Here is a 19457-nt window from a genome sequence, read left to right on the forward strand (position 1 = left end):
CTCCTTTCCTTTCGGCGACTTTAATGTATGACAGAGGGCTGTGGAAGTCAAATGGAAGTTACGGAAGGAACAGACAGAATCGGCAGCGGGCAATCCCCGTTCGAGCATCACTTTTTATTCAATTTAATAAAACGCGATAATATAAAAATTACGTTGATCATTTAAATTTAATATGATATATTTTACCTGTGAGGCTCACACCGCTCCTTAGACCTACATCCTGCTAAATTCAATATGAAGGAGGATGAATCTAATGGAAAACATGTTCCAGCTCGACGTTCAAGTGACGTCGAGTAAGGTCTCCAGCGACCAGGCTGCGATCTCTTGGACCATTTTGGAAACGATGTCTTGCCCGACCCATTACGACTGCGCGTAAGCCTGAAGCTGAATTCGACTGCCTTGCAGTGTACATCTGCACAACGAACCATCACCCATTCGATTCAGAAGGGGTGATGGTTTTTCTTTTGGGTGATGCACACGAGAACTCGGCACAAATCAGGAGGGAAGAACCGGCTGTTATCATGTATGATAGAGGGATGAGGAAGTCAAATGGAGGTTGCAGCATGGACATACAGATACGGCCGGTGCGCCCCGGCGATCTATTCGGCATCACGCGCACGGTGTTGGCGGCGCGCGGGTTTCACGGCCCTGAATTGGACAAGCAGGTCGAAGCGGACCTGAAGCGGTTTCACGATCACGACATCGTGGAGCTGATCGAATCGGACGCGTTGATCGCGCACGTCGGCGCGCGCATGGTCGGCGTGATGCGCTACGGCGAATTCGAAGGAGACGTGCACTTGACGCGTCCGGACGTCGATCCGGCGTTTGATGAAGCGGAAGTTACCGGGGCTTTTTTGCAATCGTTCTGGGAGTTGATCGAGAACGAGAACGGCAAAGCGGTCTACGTGGACTACCCGGATCAGCAGGGGCGGACGCTGGGTCATCTTTTTTTGCAACACGGGTTTCGGAAGTTGATCGACCGCTTGGACATGAGTTTGCGGTTGACCGCCGATGTGAAGCCGGAGACCCGCGACCTTGCGTTCCACCCGTACTCGAAAAAAACGCACGACCGCTTCTTTGCAGCGTTTCGCACGTCGTTCTCCGGCACGCTCGACCCGATGATGGAATGGGACGCGGCGCATCCCGAGCAGAGTTTTGCGATGTTTCGCGAACGCTTCGGCGTGTTCGACCCGAACTTGTGGGTGCTCGCGACCGACCGCGACGGCCAAGACGTCGGGTTTGCGCTGTTCCAGCACTTTGAGGGCGGGCGCTACGGGCGGACGACCGTGCTGCTGTATATGGCGGTTTTGCCGAACGCGCGCGGGCTCGGCTACGGCTTCGACATCTTGCGCGAAGGGTTGCGCCGCGTCCGCAAAGCCAAGGGGCCGCGCGCGCTGGTCTCGCTGACGGTGACAGAAGGCAACACGCCGGCGGAGCGCATCTACCAGCGAGCCGGCTTCCAGCCTATTGAGAAGTTTACTGTATATAACATGAAGCGACAGTACACCTCCCCCTGACTTTTTGGTACAATCAGTCTAGCAGAAAAGGGTTGCGAGAAAGGGTGTTGAGGATGACTGTCTATCAAGGTTTCTTGAGTGAATTGAAACACCGGCCGGAAACGACCGTACAATATTTCTTATCGGTGGGCGACGAGAGCGTCGGGCTCAACGAGTTGATCGGCACGACGCTGCGCCTCTCGTTTTTGGAGGAGAAAGCGTGCTGCGCCTGCGGGCGCAAAGTCAAAGGCAAACTCTACGGCGGCGGCTACTGCTACCCGTGCGTGACGACGCTAGCCGAGTGCGACCTGTGCATCATGAAGCCGCACGAGTGTCACTTTGACAAAGGCACCTGCCGCGACGAAGAGTTTGCGAAGTCGCACTGCATGATTCCGCACTACGTCTACCTCGCGCTCTCCTCGAACGTCAAAGTCGGCCTCACCCGCAAAAACCGCGAACTGACCCGCTGGGTCGACCAAGGAGCGGTGCGCGCGATTCCGATTGCCGAGCTGCCGACCCGCAAACTGGCGGGCGAGTTGGAGATGGCGATCGCCGAACACATCGCCGACAAAACCGACTGGCGCAAAATGCTCAAGGGCGTCTACGAGGAAGTCGATCTCTTCGAAGTCCGCGAACAGATCAAAGCGATCGTGCCGGAAGAATTCCAACAATACCTGTTCGACGTGGATCAGCTGTTTGAGTTCACGTACCCGATCTTGGAAAACTTGGAGAAAATCAAGTCGATGTCGTTTGATAAGGAACCCGTCATCGAGGGCAAACTGATCGGGATCAAGGGTCAGTATTTGATCTTCGACTGCGGCGTGTTGAACATCAAAAAACACACCGGCTACAAGATCGAAGTCACCACGCAGGCGCCGGTTGAACAAACCGCGTAAAACCGCGCACCAAAAAAGCCCGTGCCGCTTCTCGCAGCCGGGCTTTGTCTTAGGGAGTCGATCGCAGAGGTTCGCTTAGAGTTCCGAGTTCCAAGCTTGCAATTCCTGCTCGACAGCGGCTTTGATCATCGTCCAGAGGGTTTCGCGATCCTCATGGGCGATGAGCTCGCCGTTTACATACGCATACGGGGTAGAGGCGCACATCGTGCAGTTGCTCAGGCACGGAGTGCGGATGGCGCTGACGCCGGGATTGTCCTCTTCCAACTGTTCGAGGTCGAGGGCGGAGGCCGGGTTGACGTCGCAAACTTCGACGATCACAATGCCCATTTCGTTGCCTCCTTCCATTCGGGATGATTTGTCCCTTAGTGTACCAAGAAGAAGAACAAGCAATCAAGGGAGTTGTTGAAGATGAGCCATGAGAAAAAATCATTGGGTTACGTGGAATTGAGTCATTTTTCGTTCCAAGATGAAAAAGGAACGGTCGAGTTTGCGGTCATGCCGTTGCCGCCGCAATATCTGCTCGGCATGGCGATGGGCTCGAAAGTCGTCGTTTTGTCCACGCCGTATGAAGGCACCGCGTTGTTCCAACAGGGTGTGACGGCAGAAGAGGTGCAAGAGAAATTCAAACTCGCCAGCCGTGAAGACGCGCTGCGTCTGTCGGTCATGATCATGACTGCATTTATGGATTTGCCCGGCGCGGGTCACACGCCGCACATCATCCTCTAATCGTGACACTGGGAGCCCGACTGCGTGCGCTGCGGCAACAGGCCGGCCTCTCGCAACGAGAATTGGCAGACGGCCTGGTGCACAAGAGCATGATCTCCCAAATTGAATCGGGTCGCACGCAACCGTCCCGCGGGCTGCTGCGCCAACTCGCCGTGCGGTTGGGGGCGGACCCGGATCAATTGCTCCCGGCTTTGCTGGACGACCATGAACGTCTGGCCCGTTACAAGCGGGCACAGACGTTTTTCTCTCTTCACCACTATGCAGAAGCGCTCCCCTTGCTTCTGGATTGCCTGCCTGCCTCAAACCCCGCGTGGACCCCGTACGACTTGCATCTCCAGATTGCCGCTTGTTACCAAGGGTTGAATTCCTATGAAGCCGCGCTGACGCACTTGGAAGCCGCGCTGACGATCGCCATCTCCGAAGACCGGCAGGACGAAGTGCTGGCGTTGCACGTGGAAATCGGCGAAACGGCGCTTGCAGGCGAACTCTGGTCGGTGGCGATGCACCGCTTGGAGTATGTCTACCGGGAATTGGAACGCCGCGGCCACGGTCTTTCCCCGCCGGAACAAGAGCCGAAACTTTGCATGGCGATGGCGCGGGCGGCGGAGGGGCTGGAGCAGTTGGAGCGGGCGGTGTCGTTTTGGTTGGAAGCGCGCGAGAGGGCGGCGGCGCTCTCCGCCGTCTCGTCATGCCGTCAAGTGGAATGGCGACGCTTGGAAGCGGAGATCGCGGCAGGGCTTGGTGCCACGTATGTCCGGCTCGATCTGTTTCGAGAAGCGGACGAGCAGTTGGCGGTGGCGCAAGCGCTGTATGAAGCAGGGCGGTTTCGCTTGGAAGCGCTTCACGTGCGCATGAAGCGGGGGGTGCTCTTGGCCGAACAGAGCCGGTCGCAAGAAGCGCTCTCGATTTTGGAAGAGTGCCGCGCCCGCGCCGAACGGGAGGCAGACCCCGCGCTCCACGCCGAGGTTTTGTGCGGGCTGGCGGTTGTGCTGCTGAAGGCCGGACGGCTGACGAGAGCGTGCGTCTGCGCCGAGCAAGCGGTGCAAGTCTTGACAGGTCTCGAACGCACGGGGGAGTTGGTCGCGGCGTATCAGTTGCTTTCCGCGATCCAGAAGCAGTTGGGCGATTACAAGGGGGCAAGCGTTTCGCTGACCCGGTCGCAAGAGCTGTTCACCCAAAGCATGGGGTGGATGAAAAAAAGCCTGCGGACGTTCCCGTAGGCTTTTTAGTCGTGGTTTGGTTTCAGGCTTTCGGGTTTTCAAGGTTGGTAGAGAATGTAGTCGACGCGTCCCTTGATCGTGGAGATTTCGATCATGCCGACCCGTTTGTCACGGGAGTCGAGCGAGCCGAGCGGGTGACGGTTGTCGCCCATCACGAACACGTGATTCGGGGAGACGGTGACCGGGCCGAAGTCGGCGGCCGCCGCGTCGACGTACGATTCCGTTTGCACGGAGCCGTTGACGTAGAGCCGTCCGTCGCGAATCTCCACGACATCGCCCGGCAGGCCGATCACGCGCTTCACATAGTCGTGATCGTCATGCGGAGCGGGGAAGATCACGACATCGCCGTGCTGCGGGCCGGAGAATTCATAGGCGAGCCGGTTGAGATAGACACGGGAATTGTCATGCAAAGTGGGCATCATTGAGGTTCCTACGATCTTCGTGAGCGCAAACACATGATCGCGGATCACGAGGTTCAACAGGAACGCGACGAGGACGACGAATGCGCCTTGCATGATAGGACGCAGCCAATGTTGTCTGATTCGTGTGAACATCTTGGTAAGGAACCTCCTTTGCTGGTAAACGCGAATTTATAGGTGATGTATTCGCGCATTGCGCTTTGGATTCCTTTGCCAAGGATTTTGTTTCGTTTAGTGTCCGCCGCCGGAGCCGCTGTTCGTTCCGCCGCCGCCCGAAGCACCGCCGCCGGAGCCGGTGCTTTGCGGATTGCGCTGCGGGTCTTGGTTGCTTCCGCAAGCGGTGAGCAACAAGGTGGAAGCTGTGAGCAGGGCGAGGCCGAGAAGTCGTTTTTTCTGCATGAGGTGTCACCTCCCGTTGAGCCTGTATACTGGGTCAGTATGTCCAAAAAAACACCCCGGCTGCTTAGGCCGGGGTGTATTGATTCATTGGACTCGGACGATGGTGTCGGCGATCGTTTTCTCGCCGACCTGGCACGAGATTTTGTACGTGCCGGTCATGAACAGGGAGTAGGGGGTGACGTAAACTTGCGACGTGGGGGAGATGGGTTTGCGCCACGTGCTCACGTTTTTCCAAGTGCCCCCCTCTTGACGTTGAATCACGAGATCCAGATAGTCGGAGTGAAACATCGCCGGTGAAAAGACGCGCACATACAGTGATTTGTCCGCCTTCAGATCGTCTCCGCTCACCGGGAGCATGAACGGCGAATTTTTATCATACGAAGTGCCGACCATGACACTGGCACCGAGCCGGGTCCACGTCCCGTCGTTGGGACGAGCAATCATCGAAGCCGTTCCGAGCAGCAGAATCACAAGCAAAACGGAGATGATTCCGGCTGTGACAGACCGTACTTTTTGGGAAACCATCGCCCGTTGGACGATGTAGTGCAGCAAGGACCAGCCGATGCACAGGATGAAGCCGACGAAGAAAGTCCCGAACCACTCTCCGCTAAAAACGAAACCAATCACAACGGCAAGGGCTGAAACCCACGTCCACCAGATGTGTTTTTGCTTGTCCAGTCCGATCCAGTTCAACGTCCAAAAAATCGAACCGATCGCCGGGAATAATAAAAGAGACCAGGCCAGAGCTTTCTCTGGAGCTTTGGCGTTGTTGCTCAAACGATCACCTCATTTTGAAGTAAAACCCTGTACAAAATATTCGCGCTTTGCCGAGCGATTCCTACTCCTGAATCCAGTTGAAGTAATAAGAAAGGAGTGGAAAAAAAGGAAGTCTACGTAGTATAATGAGTGGTAGTTTTTGTAACAGGAGGTCTATATTAAAATGAAATTGGTATCCTTGGTCGGCTCGTTGAGTCTTGATTCCCGTACGGCAAAAGCACAAAACGTCGCGGCAGAAGCGGCACGCAAAGCAGGCGCGGAAGTGGAAGTTTGGAACTTGCGCGAGCGTCCGCTCCCGATCTATGATCCGGAAAACAAAGTTCCCAACGAAAACGTGGCAGCGTTCATCAAAGCGATGGACGAAGCGGACGGCTTCTTGATCGGTTCGCCGGAGTACCACAACGGCCCGACCGGCGCGCTCAAGAACGCGCTTGATTTCGTCGGTTACAACCAATTCAACGGCAAGCCGGTCGGCCTCGTCGCGGCTGCAGGCGGCGCGGTTGCCACCAACACGCTCACGCAACTGGCGACGATCCTGCGTTCGCTGCACGGGTATGTCATCCCGCAAACCGGTTCGGTGACCTACTCCGACAACTTCAACGCGGACGGCACGTTCGAGAACCCGAAACTGCAAGAGCGTTTCGAGAAGATCGGCACCGACGTCGTCGCGCTGGCGAAACATCTGCGCGGGTAAGCCATGAAGGAAGCTCTCCTTCTCATCGCTCATGGAAGCCGCGTGCCTGCCGCCAATCGCGATTTGCACGAGATGGTGCGCAGGGTGCGGGAGCAGCGAGACGGCTGGATCGTCGAGCCGGCTTTTTTGGAAGGGACGAGCCCGAGCATTCCGGAGGGGATCGCGGCCTGCGTGCGCCAAGGCGCAAAGCGCGTGGCGGTGATCCCTTTTTTCCTGTTGCCGGGCGGTCACGTGTCGGACGATCTGCCGGCGTTTGTCGAAGCGGCTCGCCGTGAGCATCCGGGCGTGGAATTTCGGATGGGTCGGCCGCTCGGCGGACATGAGCGGGTGCGGCAACTGCTCTGGGAACAAATCTGTGAGCTGGATCATGAATGAAGTGCGCCGTTTCTGGTAGAATGAGGGGTAGTTCAAGGAAAAGAGGTGCCCGTCGTCATGGAGGAAGCCTTGCAGACGTTTGACTGCCCCTCTTGCGGCCATGAAGTTCATCCCGATCCGCTGGAGGGCGAACGCGGCAACCAAAGCGCCGCCTGCTCGTCTTGCGGGTCGAAATATACCCGGACGTTCGCGTTCTTCAAGGACGAGTGGGTGTTCGGACTGTGGCGCAGCAGCGAGACAGGGAAAGTGGCGTGTACATATTACAAGACGGCGTTCGGCACAACGAGCGACGATTGCTGAGAGCGGGAGGTGGAACGATGACTTGGGAAGATGCACTGGACATTGCGGAAGCGCTGAACGAAGCGCACCCGGATACCGATGTGTTGTCGATGAAGTTTACGACGCTGCGCAAGTGGATTTTGGCGTTGGAAGGCTTTGAGGGCGCTGCGGAAGATTCCAACGAGAAAGTGTTGGAAGAAATTCAGATGGCGTGGTACGACTTGGTTTCGTAAGACGCGCGGGGAACGTCTGCCTTTTTTGAAGGGCGGGCGTTTTTTCCTTCAGCGGCAGGGCATTCTAAAGGGAGAAAATCCTGTCGGAGGAGAGTGCGCGTATGGAACTGGTGTGTCCGCTGTGCAACGGATTGCGGGGCGTGCAGGCTGCCTGCAAGTCTTGCGGTGGGCCGATGGAGGACGGGGGAATGCTCTCCGATTATGTCGGGCCCTATTCGCCGTATGAATGGACGCCGCAGGTCAAGCAGGAGAATGCCGGGCGGTGCACGCATTTGCTGTTTTGCGCCGCGTGCGGAGACGAGGCTTATCTGATCGCACAGAGTGAGACGATCTGAGGATTGTCTGATGATATGGAATTTTTGGGCGGGAAGATGTAGAATAGGTGGTATTGATTACAAAAAGGAGTTGTACGACCGTGCCTTCGTCTATCAAGTGGGTATTCTGCAAGCGAAACCTTGAGTTACATACGCAAAAAGTATACGACGCCCTGGTGTCGAAATATCCGGAAGAAAAAGTCGATATCAAAGACTGCCCGTCCAAAGACCTCTGCTCTCTGTGCGCGGACGTTCCGTTTGTGTTGCGCAACGGTGCGATCGTGAATGCGAAAGACGCGAAGGATCTGTACTTCAAGATCGACAGCGGCATGCAGTTCTTGACCGGCAAGCAGCTCGTCGACATCCCGCCGGCTCCTCCGGCGCCGCCGAAAGAAGCGGCTCCGAAACCGGCTGCCGCAGCGGCAAAACCGGCTGCGGAAGCGGCACCGAAAGCGGAGGCAGCTCCGAAAGCGGAAGCAGCACCGAAGGCTGAGGCTGCTCCGAAGGCCGAAGAAGCTCCGAAGGCTGAGGCTGCTCCGAAGGCCGAAGAAGCTCCGAAGGCTGAGGCCGCGCCGGAGACCAAGGCGGATGAAATGCCGAAGTTGGACTGATTTTTGTGTGACTTTGAAACATCACCGACCCTTGCCGGGTCGGTCTTTTGTTAAAATGGGCCCTGTGGAATCATGCAGGGAATGTCTTCTAACATTTAAGGAGGTCTACATCACATGACTGCTACCATTCGAATCGAACTCCAATCCATCACCGACGTAGAAGCCGACGTTTTGATCGTCAACTTGTTTGAAGGCACCACCCAACCGACCGGCGCAACCGGCGCCCTGGACCAAGCGTTGGGCGGCCAAATCAGCGCCCTGATCGAAACCGGCGACTTCACCGGCAAATTCAAGGAGCTCAAAGTGCTCTACCCGTTTGGCAAACTGAAAGCCAAGCGGATCTTCCTCGTCGGTCTCGGCGAAGCGGCTGAATTCACGCATCCCCGCGCCCGCCAAGCGGCAGCGGTTGCCGCGCGCGCAGCACGCGATCACAAAGCGGTCACCGTTGCGACCGTCGTCCACGGGGCGGGAGAGGGCCATCTCGACACCGCACTCGCCGCTCAAGCGCTCACGGAAGGCACGCTGCTCGGTCTCTACCAAGTGACCACGCTCAAAAAACACCAAACTCCGTCCACCCTCACCGATCTGATCGTCGTCGAAGCGGACGCAGAGAAATACCAAGCGATCCACGACGGTATCGAGCGCGGCCGTGTCATCGCAGACGCGACGAACTATGCCCGCGAATTGATCAACCGTCCGGCCAACCTGCTCACCCCGACCAACCTCGCCGACGCCGCTCAAGACGTCGCCAATCGTTTCGGTCTCGGCCTGAACATCCTCGGCGACCAAGAGCTCAAAGATATCGGCGCAAACGCCATCCTCGCCATCGGCCAAGGTTCTCCAGAAGAGTCCCGTCTGATCGTGTTGAACTACCACGGCAACCCGGACTCCGAAGAAACGCTCGCTCTCGTCGGCAAAGGCATCACGTTTGACACGGGCGGCTACACCCTGAAACCGGCGGCCGGCATGGAGAACATGAAAACCGACATGGGCGGCGCGGGCGCGGTGCTGGGCGCGATGCAGGCGATTGCTCAGCTCAAGCCGAAAGCGAACATCATGGCGGTCATTCCGGCAGCGGAGAACATGGTCTCCGGCACGGCGATCAAACCGGGCGACGTGATCGTGACGATGAACGGCAAATCGATGGAGATCGTCAACACCGACGCAGAGGGCCGCGTCGTGCTGGCTGACGCGATCACCTACGCGCTGCGCAACGGCGCGACGAAACTCGTCGACGTCGCGACGCTCACGGGCGCGATTTCCGTCGCCCTCGGTCGTCAAGTCGCGGGTCTCTTCACAAACGACACCGACTTTGCTTCCGTGGTCAAAGAAGCGTTCCACCGCTCCGGCGAGCGCGCGTGGGAGTTGCCGATCGTGGAGGACTACAGCAACGCGTACAAATCCAACGTCGCCGACATGAAAAACTCCGCAGGCCGCGACGGCGGCTCGATCATCGCCGCGATGATCCTCCGCGAATTTGTGGAAGAAACCCCGTGGGTGCACCTCGACATCGCAGGGGTGGCGCGCGACATCGAGGGCAACCAAGAGTTGAACCCGCGCGGCGCGACCGGCTTCGGCGTGCGCACGCTGGTGGAATTGGCGTTCCTCCAAGAATCGCAGGAGCAGTAAGAACTGCATGTTTTAGCAAAAAAGAGCCCCGGACACATGGGAGACCCATCCGTGTCCGGGGTTTTTTTACGTCTTGAAGAGGTCAATCTTGAAAGAAACCCAGTTTGAACATCGATTCATACGTGACGAGGATGCCCAGCACGACGATGACGAGCGACGAAACTTGCGCCATGAGGTTGGAGATGCCGCGGCGTTCCAGCAAGCGGGCTTTGCTTTCCGCTTTGAGCAGCAACAGCCCGAGCAGAGACAGCGACAACGCCCCGCCGAACGAAAACGCCAGCACCATTCCGACCCCAAGCGACACGTGCCCGGCAGAGATCGCCGTCAAGAGCATGACGAGCGAAGTGGGGCAAGGGATCAACCCGGTCAACACGCCGATGCTGAACAGACGCCGCAGGGACGTGTTGCTGCGGACCGGAGCGGCGACGGCGGAAGAACTGTCGAGCACGTGCAACTCGTCGGCGTAGTGAGGAACGTGAGAATCTCCGTGATGATGATCATGATGATGCCCGTGCGAATGATCACGTCCCTGTGCATCCACGTAATGCACATGCCCGTGCGAACAGACATACGACCGCCCGCGCTCGTTGAGCCGCCCGAGCGAGACGACCGGCGGGAACAGCAGGTTGAGCACCATCCGCCCGCCGATGAGCGTGATCACCGCGCCGGAAAGCAGCCCCAGCCACGCTTCAATCTGTTGCGGGAGAAGGACTTGCAAAGCGGTGGTCGCCACCAGCGCGAGAAACAGAATCGAGACCGTATGCGCCAGCGCGTTGGTGACGCCAAGCAAAACGGCATCGCGCGGACGGGCGCGGGAAGAGACGAGGTAGGCGGTCATCACGCCCTTGCCGTGCCCCGGCTCCAGAAAATGCAACGCGCCAAGACCGATGGCCGCCGGGATGCTGAGAAGTACGTTCAACGGGTTCACCTCCGAAAAGTGACACTGCTTGTCATGACATGTCTATGCGGGACGACCGCCCTTTTTGCCACTTTCTGTTGACAATAGGCTCACGGGTCGAGAGGGCGTACACATAGGATGATGGTACGAGGTGAGGGCCGTGAAGAAAAAAGCCAAACCGCAAGCACGCGCAACGACGACGAAGACCGTCAAGTACACGGCGGCCAAAACGCGCCGCACACCGGATCTCGCCGCCGGTAACATCGCAGACATCTTCGAACGCTACCGGAACGCTGTTGTGAACATCGAAGTGGTGAAGCGGGAAAAAGCCGCACCGCGCCGCCGCGACCCGTGGAATTTCTTCCAAGACTCGGACCGCGAAAGCAGCAGCAAAAACACGATGAACATCGGAACAGGCTTCTTCTTTGACGCACGGGGGTACATCTTCACCAATGAACATGTCATTCACGGAGCCGACGAGATCTTTGTCCGTTTCTACGACACCGACGAAGGGGTTCCGGCGCAGGTGGTCGGAAGCAATTTTGAGATGGATCTGGCGGTTCTCAAAGTCAAACCGCCCAAAAACATTCGCGTCCTGCCGTTTGGCTCTTCCGACAACTTGCGTGTGGGGGAATGGGTGGTGGCGATCGGCTGTCCGCTGGGGCTCGACCACTCGGTCACCGTCGGCATCGTCTCCGCCACCGAACGTCCGGTGGTGATCGGGGACCGGCAATACCCGCATCTGATCCAGACCGACGCCGCGATTAACCGCGGCAACTCCGGCGGCCCGCTGATCAACATGCGCGGCCAAGTGATCGGGATGAACACGGCGGTCAGCGCATCGTCACAAGGGATCGGGTTCGCGATTCCCTCCCAAGTGTTAAAAAAACAACTGGCTGCTCTGATGGGGTCAGCCAAAAAAAGCAAGAAAACTTGAGAGCAACCTCCTCGTAAAAAAACCTGTCCGCTGACTGTGGCAGGTTTTTTACGTTGCAGTTAGAATTCTTCTAGAGAAGGGTTTGATTTAACATGTGAAAGGTGATGACAGAATGAAATCGAAGCAGTTGCCGCTCGGCAAACCGATCATCCACGGGTTCCAGTTCTACGCGTATCCGCTGTCGATCTTGGCTGTACATGAAGAAGCGAGACCTTGGCTGCACAGCAATTTTTTGCAGCTGTGTTTTTACCGAGACTTCGAGGAAGGGTTTGTCGTCCCGATCGCGCCGTATCTGTATGACTATGCGGTCAACCCGTACTTGTCGGTACAGCGGATTCAACGGGAGACGCTGAAGACCTTCAAGACTTCGATTTTGGAGTTCATCCGGGAGTCGATCGACCGCGGCTGGTACCTCCACCTGAACATCGACCAGTATCACATCCCTCGTCGCGAGCACTACGGCAACACGCACTTTGCGCACGACATCCTCGTGTACGGCTACGACGAGGAGACGCGGATGTTCGACGTGTTGGGCTTCCGCGACGACTTGGCGTTTGCGCCCTCGCAAGTTTCGTTCGAGGAGTTTGAAGCGGCGTATCTCAGTTTGGACCACATCAAGAATTGGAGCGAAGAGATCGTCCTCTACAAGTTCAACCCCGACGGCAAGTTCGAGTTCAACGTGAACTTGGTCGCCGATCATCTGGAGGAATACCTCACCGGCCGCAACACGTCCGAGCGCGTCTACATGTTCGGCGAAGTGTATGACCGCGCCTACGGGATGGACCTCTACCCGCATCTGAAACGCTACTTGCAAACCCTGATTGCAGGCGACATCTGGTACGACATCAAGTACCTGCACATCCTGTGGGAACATAAAAAATGCCTGCTCGCGCTCGTGGGCTACCTCGAAGAGCAGGGGCATCTCGACCCGGCGTTGGGGTATTTGGCGGCCGTTCGCGAGTTGGAACAACAGGCGATGTCGTTTCGAAACGCCATGCTGAGAGCCGGGATGGTGGAGAACATGACCCGGCTGAACAATGTCCACGACAGCCTCGATGCATTTGCAGACAAGGAACGGGAGTTGCTTACAAAGTTGGTCGCTTCGATGCGCCGGAGCAGCATCGTGCATAGTTAGTCCCCGAACGTACAGCAATCGCCGCGTTTCGCTATCGAAATTCCTCGCGTAGAGGAAGTTCATGGCGAATCGGGGTGATTTTTTTATTGTATATTTATAACTGTATCAATTTGATATATGTTCCTAAGTGGAAAATGTTTTTACTATCTGTTGACAATGATAATGACGTGGTTGTATATTCTGATTAGGCACAAGACGACGCAATGAAACGGCGATTCAGAATCTTAAACCAACAGAAACAGACACGAGAAAGAGGGGAACGCAATGCCGGAACCTTTGAAACTAGACGTAAGCAAGTTTGAAAATCCCGTCGTTGAAAGCGGATACAAAGCTTCGCGCTTCAACATCCGTACCAGTGACAAAAACGGCGACATGCTGTTGCTGAACACCTACTCCAACAAATTCATCCGGGTCCCCAAGGATCAAAAAGACATCGTGGCCGACGTGCTGCGCAAACCGGACGAAGCGTTGCAAGACCATCAAGCGTTTCATGAGCTGGTCTCACGAGGCTTTCTCGTCCAGAAATCGGTGGACGAATTCCGGCGCGCCGAAATGCTTCACCACGAGACGATCGCGTCCGCTGATGAACTTTCGCTGATCCTGCTCCCGAACGAAGACTGCAACTTCCGCTGCACCTACTGCTACGAGTCGTTCGCCAAGAACTTCATGAAGGACTGGGTGCAAGACGGCGTGATCCGCTACTTGGAGAAGAATCTACATAAGTACAAGACACTCCACATCGCGTGGTTCGGCGGGGAACCGCTGACGGCGATGCCGATCATCGAGCGGTTGTCGGAGAAGATCATGGAACTGTGCAAGAAGCACAAAGTCATGTACTGGTCGAGCATGACGACGAACGGGTACAATTTGACCCTCAACGTCATGAAGAAACTGCTCTCCTACAACGTGCTGAACTTCCAAATCACCCTCGACGGCATCGAAGAGACGCACAACTGCACCCGCAAGCGTCTCGACGGGGCGAGCACGTTCCAGCGCATCGTCACCAACTTGCGCAACATTCGGGATCAGATCCCCAACCGCACGTTCAAAATCATCGTGCGCGGCAACATCAACCAAGAAGTCTTGAAAGTCATCGGTCCGTACACCGACTTCCTCGCCGAAGAGTTCTCGCAGGACTCCCGTTTCATGACGCACTGGCAACCGGTTGGGAACTGGGGCGGTGAAGTGATCTCGTCGGAAAAGCTGTGCGAGCACACCGACATGATCGGACATATGCTGGCGGCAGCGGAGAAGGGCATTGATTTCTCCTTCTACCGCAGGCTGATGTCGTCCAAAGAGTCGGTCTGCTATGCCGGGCAGCGCAACCACTTCATCATCGGCTCCGACGGGATCATCTACAAGTGCACGATCGCGTTCGACGACGAGATCAACCATGTCGGCATGATCACGGAAAAAGGCACGATGCACATCGACGAGGACAAACTGGCTCTCTGGGTGACCGGGCATGAAAGCACCGACAGCGGTTGTCAGAAATGCTTCTTCCGCCCGAGTTGCCAAGGAGCGTCCTGCCCGTTGATGAAGATCAAGCACGGTCAGGCGCCGTGTCCGCCGATGAAGGTGTACTTCAAAGATTACATGCAGTTGATCGCCGCGTCGCCACGCAACGGTGTGGAAGAATTGAATTTGGTTGAGGATGGTGTTCCTTCATGACACAAGCCGAGAAGTCGGTCGCGGTTTCCGTACGGGAGAGGATCGTGACGGTGCTGCAAGACTTGGGCATTGAAACCGATCTGGAGAACGAACTGGATCTCGCGGAGCAATTCGAGTCTGTGACGTTTATCAATGCGGTTCTGGATTTGGAGCGGGAGTTTGGGATCAGCATCCCGGATGAACTGCTTAACATGCAGATCTTCGCTTCTCTTGATCACACCGCCGAGATCATCAACCAACTGCTCCTGGAGCAGACTTGATCTCCCTTACGCGTATGCGTACAGCGATCTTTCGCTGATCTATATATCTTCCATGAGCTGTCACGCAGAAATACATACCGGCAGGAGGTGAACCTCATGAAAAAAGCGCTGAAAAAACCGCAAGCTGTGGTTGTCGCAAACGTGCAAGCGTATGACAACGAAGGCTGCAACAACTGCTGGTGCTAAGAGTTTTGGAAGGGGGGAGCCGCAACCATTTGCGGCTCCTTTTTCCTAGCTAGGGGTGAGGAACATGTGGAAAGAAAATCGTGGAGCAGGGATTTCCATCGTCGTGTTGGACAGCGGGGTGAATGTTGAGCATCCCGATCTGGCGGCGCACACGTTTGAGGGGATCTCTGTGGTGGAAGACAGGGACGGGTTTCGCGTGACGGAGGGCTTTGCCGATACACTGGGGCACGGGACGGCCGTGACGGGAATTCTCAAGCGTTTGGTGCCGGAAGCGGATATTTTCGCGGTGAAAGTGTTTCACGAGGAGTTGTCTACTTCCTTGGAGCGCTTGTTGTACGCGATGGAATATGTGCTCCACAACATCGACTGTCACATCTTGCATCTGAGTTTGGGCGTTGTTCAAGACAGCGAAATCAAGCGGCTGCGCAGTCTGTGCGAGTCGTTGACGGCCAAGGGCGTGTTGATCGTGTCGGCGTTTGACAACGACGGGGCGGTCTCGTATCCGGCGGCGTTTTCTGAAGTGATCGGCGTGGATGCCAGTCAGACCTGCAAGGGAGACCACGAGTTCGAGTTTGTGGAAGGCTCGTTGGTCAACTTGAAGGCGAAGGGAACGAGTCAACGGTTGGCGTGGGTGCAGCCGACCTATATCTTCCGAGCGGGCGCGAGTTTTGCGGCGGCGTACGCAACGGCCGCCGTGGCGAAACTGCGGCAAGGGGGTCTCACCGAACGCGAAGAGATTCTCGCGGAGTTGCAACAGGAAGCCGTCAAGGTCTTCCCCGCACGCACGGTGCGGGAGACCTCGGGCAAGTTTCCGGTGCGGGAAGCGGTGATTTTTCCTTTCAACAAGGAAATGCACAGCGTGGCGCGCTTTCAAGATCTCTTGGGGTTTACGTTGCGCGGTGTGTATGACACGAAATATTCCGGTCAAGTGGGGCAACCCATCTCGAAAGTGCTGCGACAGCCGGTGCCTGACGATCACGTGATTCAGAACCTTGATCAACTGAACTGGCACGATTCTTGGGACGCTTTGATTCTTGGACACGTCGAACTGCTTTCGGATAAAGTCGGCGTGGATTACATCGAAACGCTGTTGCAGCTGTGCATCGAGCACCGCAAAAACCTCTACTGCTACGACGGGCTCGGGCGGTATGAAGAGCTCGTGCAGGAAGCAAGGGCACGGGGCTTGTCCGTTTTTTACCCGGAGGTGAGCGCGGAGGAAGTGCCGCCCAATCGCTTTGGGAAGTTGCGAAAAATCGGCAAGCCGGTGCTCGGGATCTTCGGCACGTCTTCACAACAGGGGAAATTCACGCTGCAGTTGAACTTGCGCCGCCGCTTCTTGCGCGACGGGTATGCGGTGGGGCAGTTGGGAACGGAGCCGTCCGCGCTGCTCTATGGATTTGACGAGGTCTACCCGATGGGCTACAACTCCACCGTCGACGTGATGGCGTACCAAGCGGTCACGGTGCTCAACGAAATGATGTGGCGCATCGAAGACGGCGATCCTGACATCATCCTCGTGGGCTCCCAATCGGGCACGGTGCCGTATGACACCGGCAATCTGCGGCGGTTTACATATCCCGCCATCAACTTCCTGCTCGGCACGCAGCCGGATGCGTACATCCTCTGCGTGAACGTCGAGGACGACCTCGGCTACATCCGCCGGTCGGTGCAGGTGTTGGAGAATCTCGGCACAGGCAAAGTGATCGGGCTCGGTGTGTTTCCGCTTCGCAAGCAGTTCATTCCGTGGGCGGGGGTGAAGATGAACCCCGGCCAGTCCTCCGACTTGCTCGCGTTCAAAGAGACACTGCATGCGGAGTTGGGGCTTTCGGCGTTTGTGATGAACGACGAGGAAGAGTTGGAGTCGCTCTACCAGCGCGTGTTGGAGTTTTATTCGTAGGGTTTGATTCATAGAGGGAGGGGACGAGCATGAACGCATCATCGGAAGCCAAGCGGGAGATCAAGTTGTTGATCGGAGCCAGCGGCGCGATTTCCGTTTTGAACCTGCATCAGTGGATCGCCTATTTGAAAAAAAATCTCGTGCACGACATTCGGGTGATTCTCACCGACACGGCGGCGGAGTTCGTCAATCCGGAGATCATTTCGTCCTTCACCGGGCATCCCGCGCAAACGTCGGAACTGGGCGACCCGAACTTTCCGGCGGCGCACGTGTCGCTTCCGGAGTGGGCCGATCTGTTTCTGATTTTGCCCGCGTCCGGCAACGTGATCTCCAAAGCGGCGCACGGAATCGCCGATGACTTGCTGACCAGCGCGATTCTGGCGGCGAACTGCCCGGTTGTGTTCGCGCCGTCGATGAACATGCAGATGTGGCGCAAACCGGCGATGCAGCGCAACGTGCAGCAGTTGCAAGAAGACGGCTACCACGTGTTCGTCGGGCCGGAGCAAGAGGGCTTTCGCGTCTCCACCGGACGGCCCGACGCCAGCATCGGCATCGACATCGGCCACATCGGGATCAAGATGATGCGGTTGTTGCGTACGCAGAAGCCAGATTCATCGAGCTCGATTCAGCAGGTGAGTTCATGAAAACCGTGCGGTCTCCGTTGTTTTTTTCCTACGGGGTGTTCTTCCGAGCGGCACCGCTGGCGGCGACGGGCTTGATTCTCTGCACGATCTTGATCGGTTTCATGCCGGGCATCCAAGCGTGGATGCTCACGTCGCTGATGGAACAACTGACGGCGGAGCATCCCGACTCGTGGGGCGGCGTACCGCCGGCGTTTATCGGGATCACGGTGGTCAGTGTCGTGCAGATGCTCTGTTCGCTGGGTAACAACCTCGCGTTTCAATACACCAAAAACCGCATGAACACGCAAGCCACCGACGTGATCTTGCGCAAAGTGTCCCGCTTGGCGGCGGTGTCCTTCGATGTGGATGAAGTGCACGACCGCCTCCATCGGGCGTACTCCAACCGCGAGGCTCCGTTTGATCAGATTCGCTCCTTTCATGCGATCGTGTCGATTTTCATCTCCTTGGTCTCGTTCTTGATTTATGTGCAATCGCTGAATTCGTGGCTGTCGGTGGTGTTTGCGCTCGGCATGGTGCTGTACGCTGTGCAGATGTACTTCCAGAGCAAAGTGGAGCATCGCGTGTACGAGGAGCAGACGGCGCACGAGCGGGAATTGAACTATCTGGCGGAGGTCGCGACCCGCAAGAGTTACGGCAAGGAAGTTCGCGTCTTCGGACTGGCGGGCTATGTGCTCGACCGCTGGCAAGAGCTGTCCGACCGGTTGACGCGGCAGGTGTTGCGCGTAAAGCAACGGCATCATCTGCAGAATCTGCTGTTGACCACCGCCGGGTTTGCGGTCATCACGGTGTTTTTCGTCCTCGTGGCGCTGTCGGTGGGAGCGGGAAAGACGTCCACGGCTGCGTTTGCGGGTCTCGTGTCGTTCATCGGACAACTGGGCTATATGATATCAAACGTCGGGCAACAAACCCGCGATTTCAACTTGACGCGCCTCAAGGTGCGCAACATCTTGGAGTTTTTGCAGGCGGAGGAAGCGTCGGTCGGAGAACTTGAGGCCCCGACAACGGGCGCGCAAAGTTCCTTGCAGCTTCGCAACGTTTCGTTTCGCTACCCCGGCACAGACCGCTTGACGCTGGACGGTATCAACTTGGAGATTCGCCCCGGCGAGACGGTCGGCATCGTCGGCGAGAACGGCGCGGGAAAAACCACGCTGGCTTGCTTGTTGGCGGGGCTGTTCACCCCTGCGGAGGGCGAGGTGCTGCTGAACGGCCTGCCGATGCAGGAGCTGACACCGGAAGCGCGGACGAAGCAGATCGGCGTCGTGCACCAGAAACCGATCCGCTATGAGCTGTCGTTCCGCGAAAACCTCGAACTCGCCGCCACGGTGGAGCCGGGTGTCGTCGAGCGTGTCGTGGAAGAGTTTCAGATGCAAGAACTTTTGCAAAAAATGCCCGAAGGCTACGAGACGGTGCTGGGCCGCTCGTTTGGCAACGTCGACCTCTCGGGCGGAGAGTGGCAGCGGATGGCGATCGCCCGTTGCGTTCTGCAAAACCCCGATGTGTACATCCTCGATGAGCCGACGTCGGCGCTCGATCCGGAGAACGAGTCGCGAATCTTCCACTTGTTCCGGCAACTGTCCGCGCAAAAAACCACGGTGATCATCTCGCACCGCCTCGGTTCGATCAAGGGCGTGGACAAAATCGTCGTCTTGCAGCAAGGCAAGATCGTGGAGGTCGGACGCCATGAGGAACTGATCGAGCGCGGGGGCGAGTACCGGCGGCTCTTCGATCTGCAAGCTCAGTGGTATAAGGAAGGTGAATGAG

The 19457-nt window shown here is 57.0% G+C and carries 24 protein-coding genes; 19 read left to right on the plus strand and 5 right to left on the minus strand.

Annotated elements, in window-relative coordinates:
* Positions 1-253 precede the first annotated feature (253 nt).
* The 3 genes from EL26_RS25870 (at position 254) to EL26_RS04430 (ending at position 2392) form a co-directional block, all read left to right on the plus strand.
* Positions 254-376 (plus strand): FDLD family class I lanthipeptide, encoded by a 123-nt coding sequence (locus EL26_RS25870; RefSeq protein ID WP_193789820.1) that lies wholly within the window; start codon positions 254-256, stop codon positions 374-376.
* Positions 377-563: 187 nt separating this feature from the next.
* Positions 564-1517, plus strand: coding sequence for a GNAT family N-acetyltransferase (locus tag EL26_RS04425; RefSeq protein ID WP_038084981.1), 954 nt, complete (start codon positions 564-566; stop codon positions 1515-1517).
* Positions 1518-1570: 53 nt separating this feature from the next.
* Positions 1571-2392 carry a DUF2797 domain-containing protein gene (locus EL26_RS04430; protein ID WP_038084982.1) on the plus strand — a complete coding sequence of 274 codons (822 nt, stop codon included), beginning with the start codon at positions 1571-1573 and terminating at the stop codon, positions 2390-2392.
* A gap of 75 nt (positions 2393-2467) precedes the next feature.
* Here the strand turns inward: EL26_RS04430 and EL26_RS04435 are convergent, their stop codons facing one another.
* Positions 2468-2719: a YuzB family protein gene (locus EL26_RS04435; protein WP_038084983.1), complete on the minus strand. Its 252-nt coding sequence runs from the start codon at positions 2717-2719 to the stop codon at positions 2468-2470.
* A gap of 81 nt (positions 2720-2800) precedes the next feature.
* On the opposite strand from EL26_RS04435, the gene EL26_RS04440 reads away from it, so the two are divergent.
* Complete coding sequence (locus EL26_RS04440; RefSeq protein ID WP_038084984.1) at positions 2801-3118, plus strand: hypothetical protein; 318 nt, start codon at positions 2801-2803, stop codon at positions 3116-3118.
* Between the two features lie 2 nt (positions 3119-3120).
* Complete coding sequence (locus tag EL26_RS04445) at positions 3121-4338, plus strand: helix-turn-helix domain-containing protein (RefSeq protein ID WP_038084986.1); 1218 nt, start codon at positions 3121-3123, stop codon at positions 4336-4338.
* Between the two features lie 38 nt (positions 4339-4376).
* On the opposite strand, the gene lepB is transcribed toward EL26_RS04445, so the two are convergent.
* From lepB to EL26_RS04455, 3 genes are all read right to left on the minus strand, one after another.
* Complete coding sequence (lepB, locus tag EL26_RS04450) at positions 4377-4892, minus strand: signal peptidase I (RefSeq protein ID WP_081856973.1); 516 nt, start codon at positions 4890-4892, stop codon at positions 4377-4379.
* A 96-nt stretch (positions 4893-4988) separates the two neighbouring features.
* Positions 4989-5156, minus strand: coding sequence for a hypothetical protein (locus EL26_RS25320; protein ID WP_161780655.1), 168 nt, complete (start codon positions 5154-5156; stop codon positions 4989-4991).
* An 84-nt stretch (positions 5157-5240) separates the two neighbouring features.
* A complete protein-coding gene (locus EL26_RS04455; protein ID WP_038084988.1) occupies positions 5241-5933 on the minus strand; it encodes a hypothetical protein in 693 nt (230 codons plus the stop codon).
* A gap of 163 nt (positions 5934-6096) precedes the next feature.
* On the opposite strand from EL26_RS04455, the gene EL26_RS04460 reads away from it, so the two are divergent.
* The 7 genes from EL26_RS04460 (at position 6097) to EL26_RS04495 (ending at position 10068) form a co-directional block, all read left to right on the plus strand.
* The gene (locus tag EL26_RS04460; protein ID WP_038084989.1) at positions 6097-6627 is read left to right on the plus strand and encodes an NADPH-dependent FMN reductase; all 531 of its coding nucleotides are present in this window, start codon (positions 6097-6099) and stop codon (positions 6625-6627) included.
* Between the two features lie 3 nt (positions 6628-6630).
* A complete protein-coding gene (locus EL26_RS04465) occupies positions 6631-7002 on the plus strand; it encodes a sirohydrochlorin chelatase (RefSeq protein WP_038084991.1) in 372 nt (123 codons plus the stop codon).
* A 57-nt stretch (positions 7003-7059) separates the two neighbouring features.
* Positions 7060-7302, plus strand: a complete 243-nt coding sequence (locus tag EL26_RS04470) for a hypothetical protein (RefSeq protein ID WP_038084993.1) — start codon at positions 7060-7062, stop codon at positions 7300-7302.
* A gap of 17 nt (positions 7303-7319) precedes the next feature.
* Positions 7320-7514, plus strand: coding sequence for a Fe-S cluster assembly protein IscX (gene iscX, locus EL26_RS04475; RefSeq protein ID WP_038084995.1), 195 nt, complete (start codon positions 7320-7322; stop codon positions 7512-7514).
* A 101-nt stretch (positions 7515-7615) separates the two neighbouring features.
* Positions 7616-7849 (plus strand): hypothetical protein, encoded by a 234-nt coding sequence (locus EL26_RS04480; RefSeq protein ID WP_038084996.1) that lies wholly within the window; start codon positions 7616-7618, stop codon positions 7847-7849.
* Between the two features lie 80 nt (positions 7850-7929).
* Positions 7930-8439 (plus strand): DUF1450 domain-containing protein, encoded by a 510-nt coding sequence (locus EL26_RS24420; protein ID WP_161780656.1) that lies wholly within the window; start codon positions 7930-7932, stop codon positions 8437-8439.
* A 114-nt stretch (positions 8440-8553) separates the two neighbouring features.
* Positions 8554-10068 carry a leucyl aminopeptidase gene (locus EL26_RS04495; protein ID WP_052035988.1) on the plus strand — a complete coding sequence of 505 codons (1515 nt, stop codon included), beginning with the start codon at positions 8554-8556 and terminating at the stop codon, positions 10066-10068.
* Between the two features lie 82 nt (positions 10069-10150).
* Here the strand turns inward: EL26_RS04495 and EL26_RS04500 are convergent, their stop codons facing one another.
* The gene (locus tag EL26_RS04500) at positions 10151-10987 is read right to left on the minus strand and encodes a HoxN/HupN/NixA family nickel/cobalt transporter (protein WP_038084999.1); all 837 of its coding nucleotides are present in this window, start codon (positions 10985-10987) and stop codon (positions 10151-10153) included.
* 139 nt (positions 10988-11126) lie between these two features.
* On the opposite strand from EL26_RS04500, the gene EL26_RS04505 reads away from it, so the two are divergent.
* From EL26_RS04505 to EL26_RS04535, 7 genes are all read left to right on the plus strand, one after another.
* Positions 11127-11903 (plus strand): S1C family serine protease, encoded by a 777-nt coding sequence (locus EL26_RS04505; RefSeq protein WP_081856975.1) that lies wholly within the window; start codon positions 11127-11129, stop codon positions 11901-11903.
* 112 nt (positions 11904-12015) lie between these two features.
* A complete protein-coding gene (locus EL26_RS04510; RefSeq protein WP_038085001.1) occupies positions 12016-13038 on the plus strand; it encodes a cysteine peptidase family C39 domain-containing protein in 1023 nt (340 codons plus the stop codon).
* Between the two features lie 264 nt (positions 13039-13302).
* Positions 13303-14709 carry a radical SAM/SPASM domain-containing protein gene (locus EL26_RS04515; protein ID WP_052035989.1) on the plus strand — a complete coding sequence of 469 codons (1407 nt, stop codon included), beginning with the start codon at positions 13303-13305 and terminating at the stop codon, positions 14707-14709.
* Positions 14706-14969, plus strand: coding sequence for an acyl carrier protein (locus tag EL26_RS04520; RefSeq protein ID WP_038085003.1), 264 nt, complete (start codon positions 14706-14708; stop codon positions 14967-14969). Before EL26_RS04515 ends, EL26_RS04520 begins: the two co-directional genes overlap by 4 nt.
* A gap of 250 nt (positions 14970-15219) precedes the next feature.
* A complete protein-coding gene (locus EL26_RS04525) occupies positions 15220-17052 on the plus strand; it encodes a S8 family serine peptidase (protein WP_038085005.1) in 1833 nt (610 codons plus the stop codon).
* A gap of 29 nt (positions 17053-17081) precedes the next feature.
* The gene (locus EL26_RS04530; protein ID WP_052035990.1) at positions 17082-17696 is read left to right on the plus strand and encodes a flavoprotein; all 615 of its coding nucleotides are present in this window, start codon (positions 17082-17084) and stop codon (positions 17694-17696) included.
* Positions 17693-19456 (plus strand): ABC transporter ATP-binding protein, encoded by a 1764-nt coding sequence (locus EL26_RS04535; RefSeq protein WP_038085007.1) that lies wholly within the window; start codon positions 17693-17695, stop codon positions 19454-19456. Before EL26_RS04530 ends, EL26_RS04535 begins: the two co-directional genes overlap by 4 nt.
* Position 19457: the final 1 nt, after the last annotated feature.

Origin of the sequence: Tumebacillus flagellatus (assembly GCF_000714935.1) — a bacterium.
Lineage (GTDB): Bacteria > Bacillota > Bacilli > Tumebacillales > Tumebacillaceae > Tumebacillus > Tumebacillus flagellatus.

What these genes read in the sequence shown, in the direction of transcription:
- EL26_RS04465 (WP_038084991.1), top strand. Translation starts at nt 6,631, where the DNA reads ATGAAGGAAGCTCTCCTTCTCATCGCTCATGGAAGCCGCGTGCCTGCC.
- EL26_RS04435 (WP_038084983.1), bottom strand. Translation starts at nt 2,719, where the DNA reads ATGGGCATTGTGATCGTCGAAGTTTGCGACGTCAACCCGGCCTCCGCC.
- lepB (WP_081856973.1), bottom strand. Translation starts at nt 4,892, where the DNA reads ATGTTCACACGAATCAGACAACATTGGCTGCGTCCTATCATGCAAGGC.
- EL26_RS04525 (WP_038085005.1), top strand. Translation starts at nt 15,220, where the DNA reads ATGTGGAAAGAAAATCGTGGAGCAGGGATTTCCATCGTCGTGTTGGAC.
- EL26_RS04425 (WP_038084981.1), top strand. Translation starts at nt 564, where the DNA reads ATGGACATACAGATACGGCCGGTGCGCCCCGGCGATCTATTCGGCATC.
- EL26_RS25870 (WP_193789820.1), top strand. Translation starts at nt 254, where the DNA reads ATGGAAAACATGTTCCAGCTCGACGTTCAAGTGACGTCGAGTAAGGTC.
- EL26_RS04470 (WP_038084993.1), top strand. Translation starts at nt 7,060, where the DNA reads ATGGAGGAAGCCTTGCAGACGTTTGACTGCCCCTCTTGCGGCCATGAA.
- EL26_RS04510 (WP_038085001.1), top strand. Translation starts at nt 12,016, where the DNA reads ATGAAATCGAAGCAGTTGCCGCTCGGCAAACCGATCATCCACGGGTTC.
- EL26_RS04515 (WP_052035989.1), top strand. Translation starts at nt 13,303, where the DNA reads ATGCCGGAACCTTTGAAACTAGACGTAAGCAAGTTTGAAAATCCCGTC.
- EL26_RS04480 (WP_038084996.1), top strand. Translation starts at nt 7,616, where the DNA reads ATGGAACTGGTGTGTCCGCTGTGCAACGGATTGCGGGGCGTGCAGGCT.
- EL26_RS04430 (WP_038084982.1), top strand. Translation starts at nt 1,571, where the DNA reads ATGACTGTCTATCAAGGTTTCTTGAGTGAATTGAAACACCGGCCGGAA.
- EL26_RS04495 (WP_052035988.1), top strand. Translation starts at nt 8,554, where the DNA reads ATGACTGCTACCATTCGAATCGAACTCCAATCCATCACCGACGTAGAA.
- EL26_RS04440 (WP_038084984.1), top strand. Translation starts at nt 2,801, where the DNA reads ATGAGCCATGAGAAAAAATCATTGGGTTACGTGGAATTGAGTCATTTT.
- EL26_RS25320 (WP_161780655.1), bottom strand. Translation starts at nt 5,156, where the DNA reads ATGCAGAAAAAACGACTTCTCGGCCTCGCCCTGCTCACAGCTTCCACC.
- EL26_RS04460 (WP_038084989.1), top strand. Translation starts at nt 6,097, where the DNA reads ATGAAATTGGTATCCTTGGTCGGCTCGTTGAGTCTTGATTCCCGTACG.
- EL26_RS04535 (WP_038085007.1), top strand. Translation starts at nt 17,693, where the DNA reads ATGAAAACCGTGCGGTCTCCGTTGTTTTTTTCCTACGGGGTGTTCTTC.
- iscX (WP_038084995.1), top strand. Translation starts at nt 7,320, where the DNA reads ATGACTTGGGAAGATGCACTGGACATTGCGGAAGCGCTGAACGAAGCG.
- EL26_RS04520 (WP_038085003.1), top strand. Translation starts at nt 14,706, where the DNA reads ATGACACAAGCCGAGAAGTCGGTCGCGGTTTCCGTACGGGAGAGGATC.
- EL26_RS04530 (WP_052035990.1), top strand. Translation starts at nt 17,082, where the DNA reads ATGAACGCATCATCGGAAGCCAAGCGGGAGATCAAGTTGTTGATCGGA.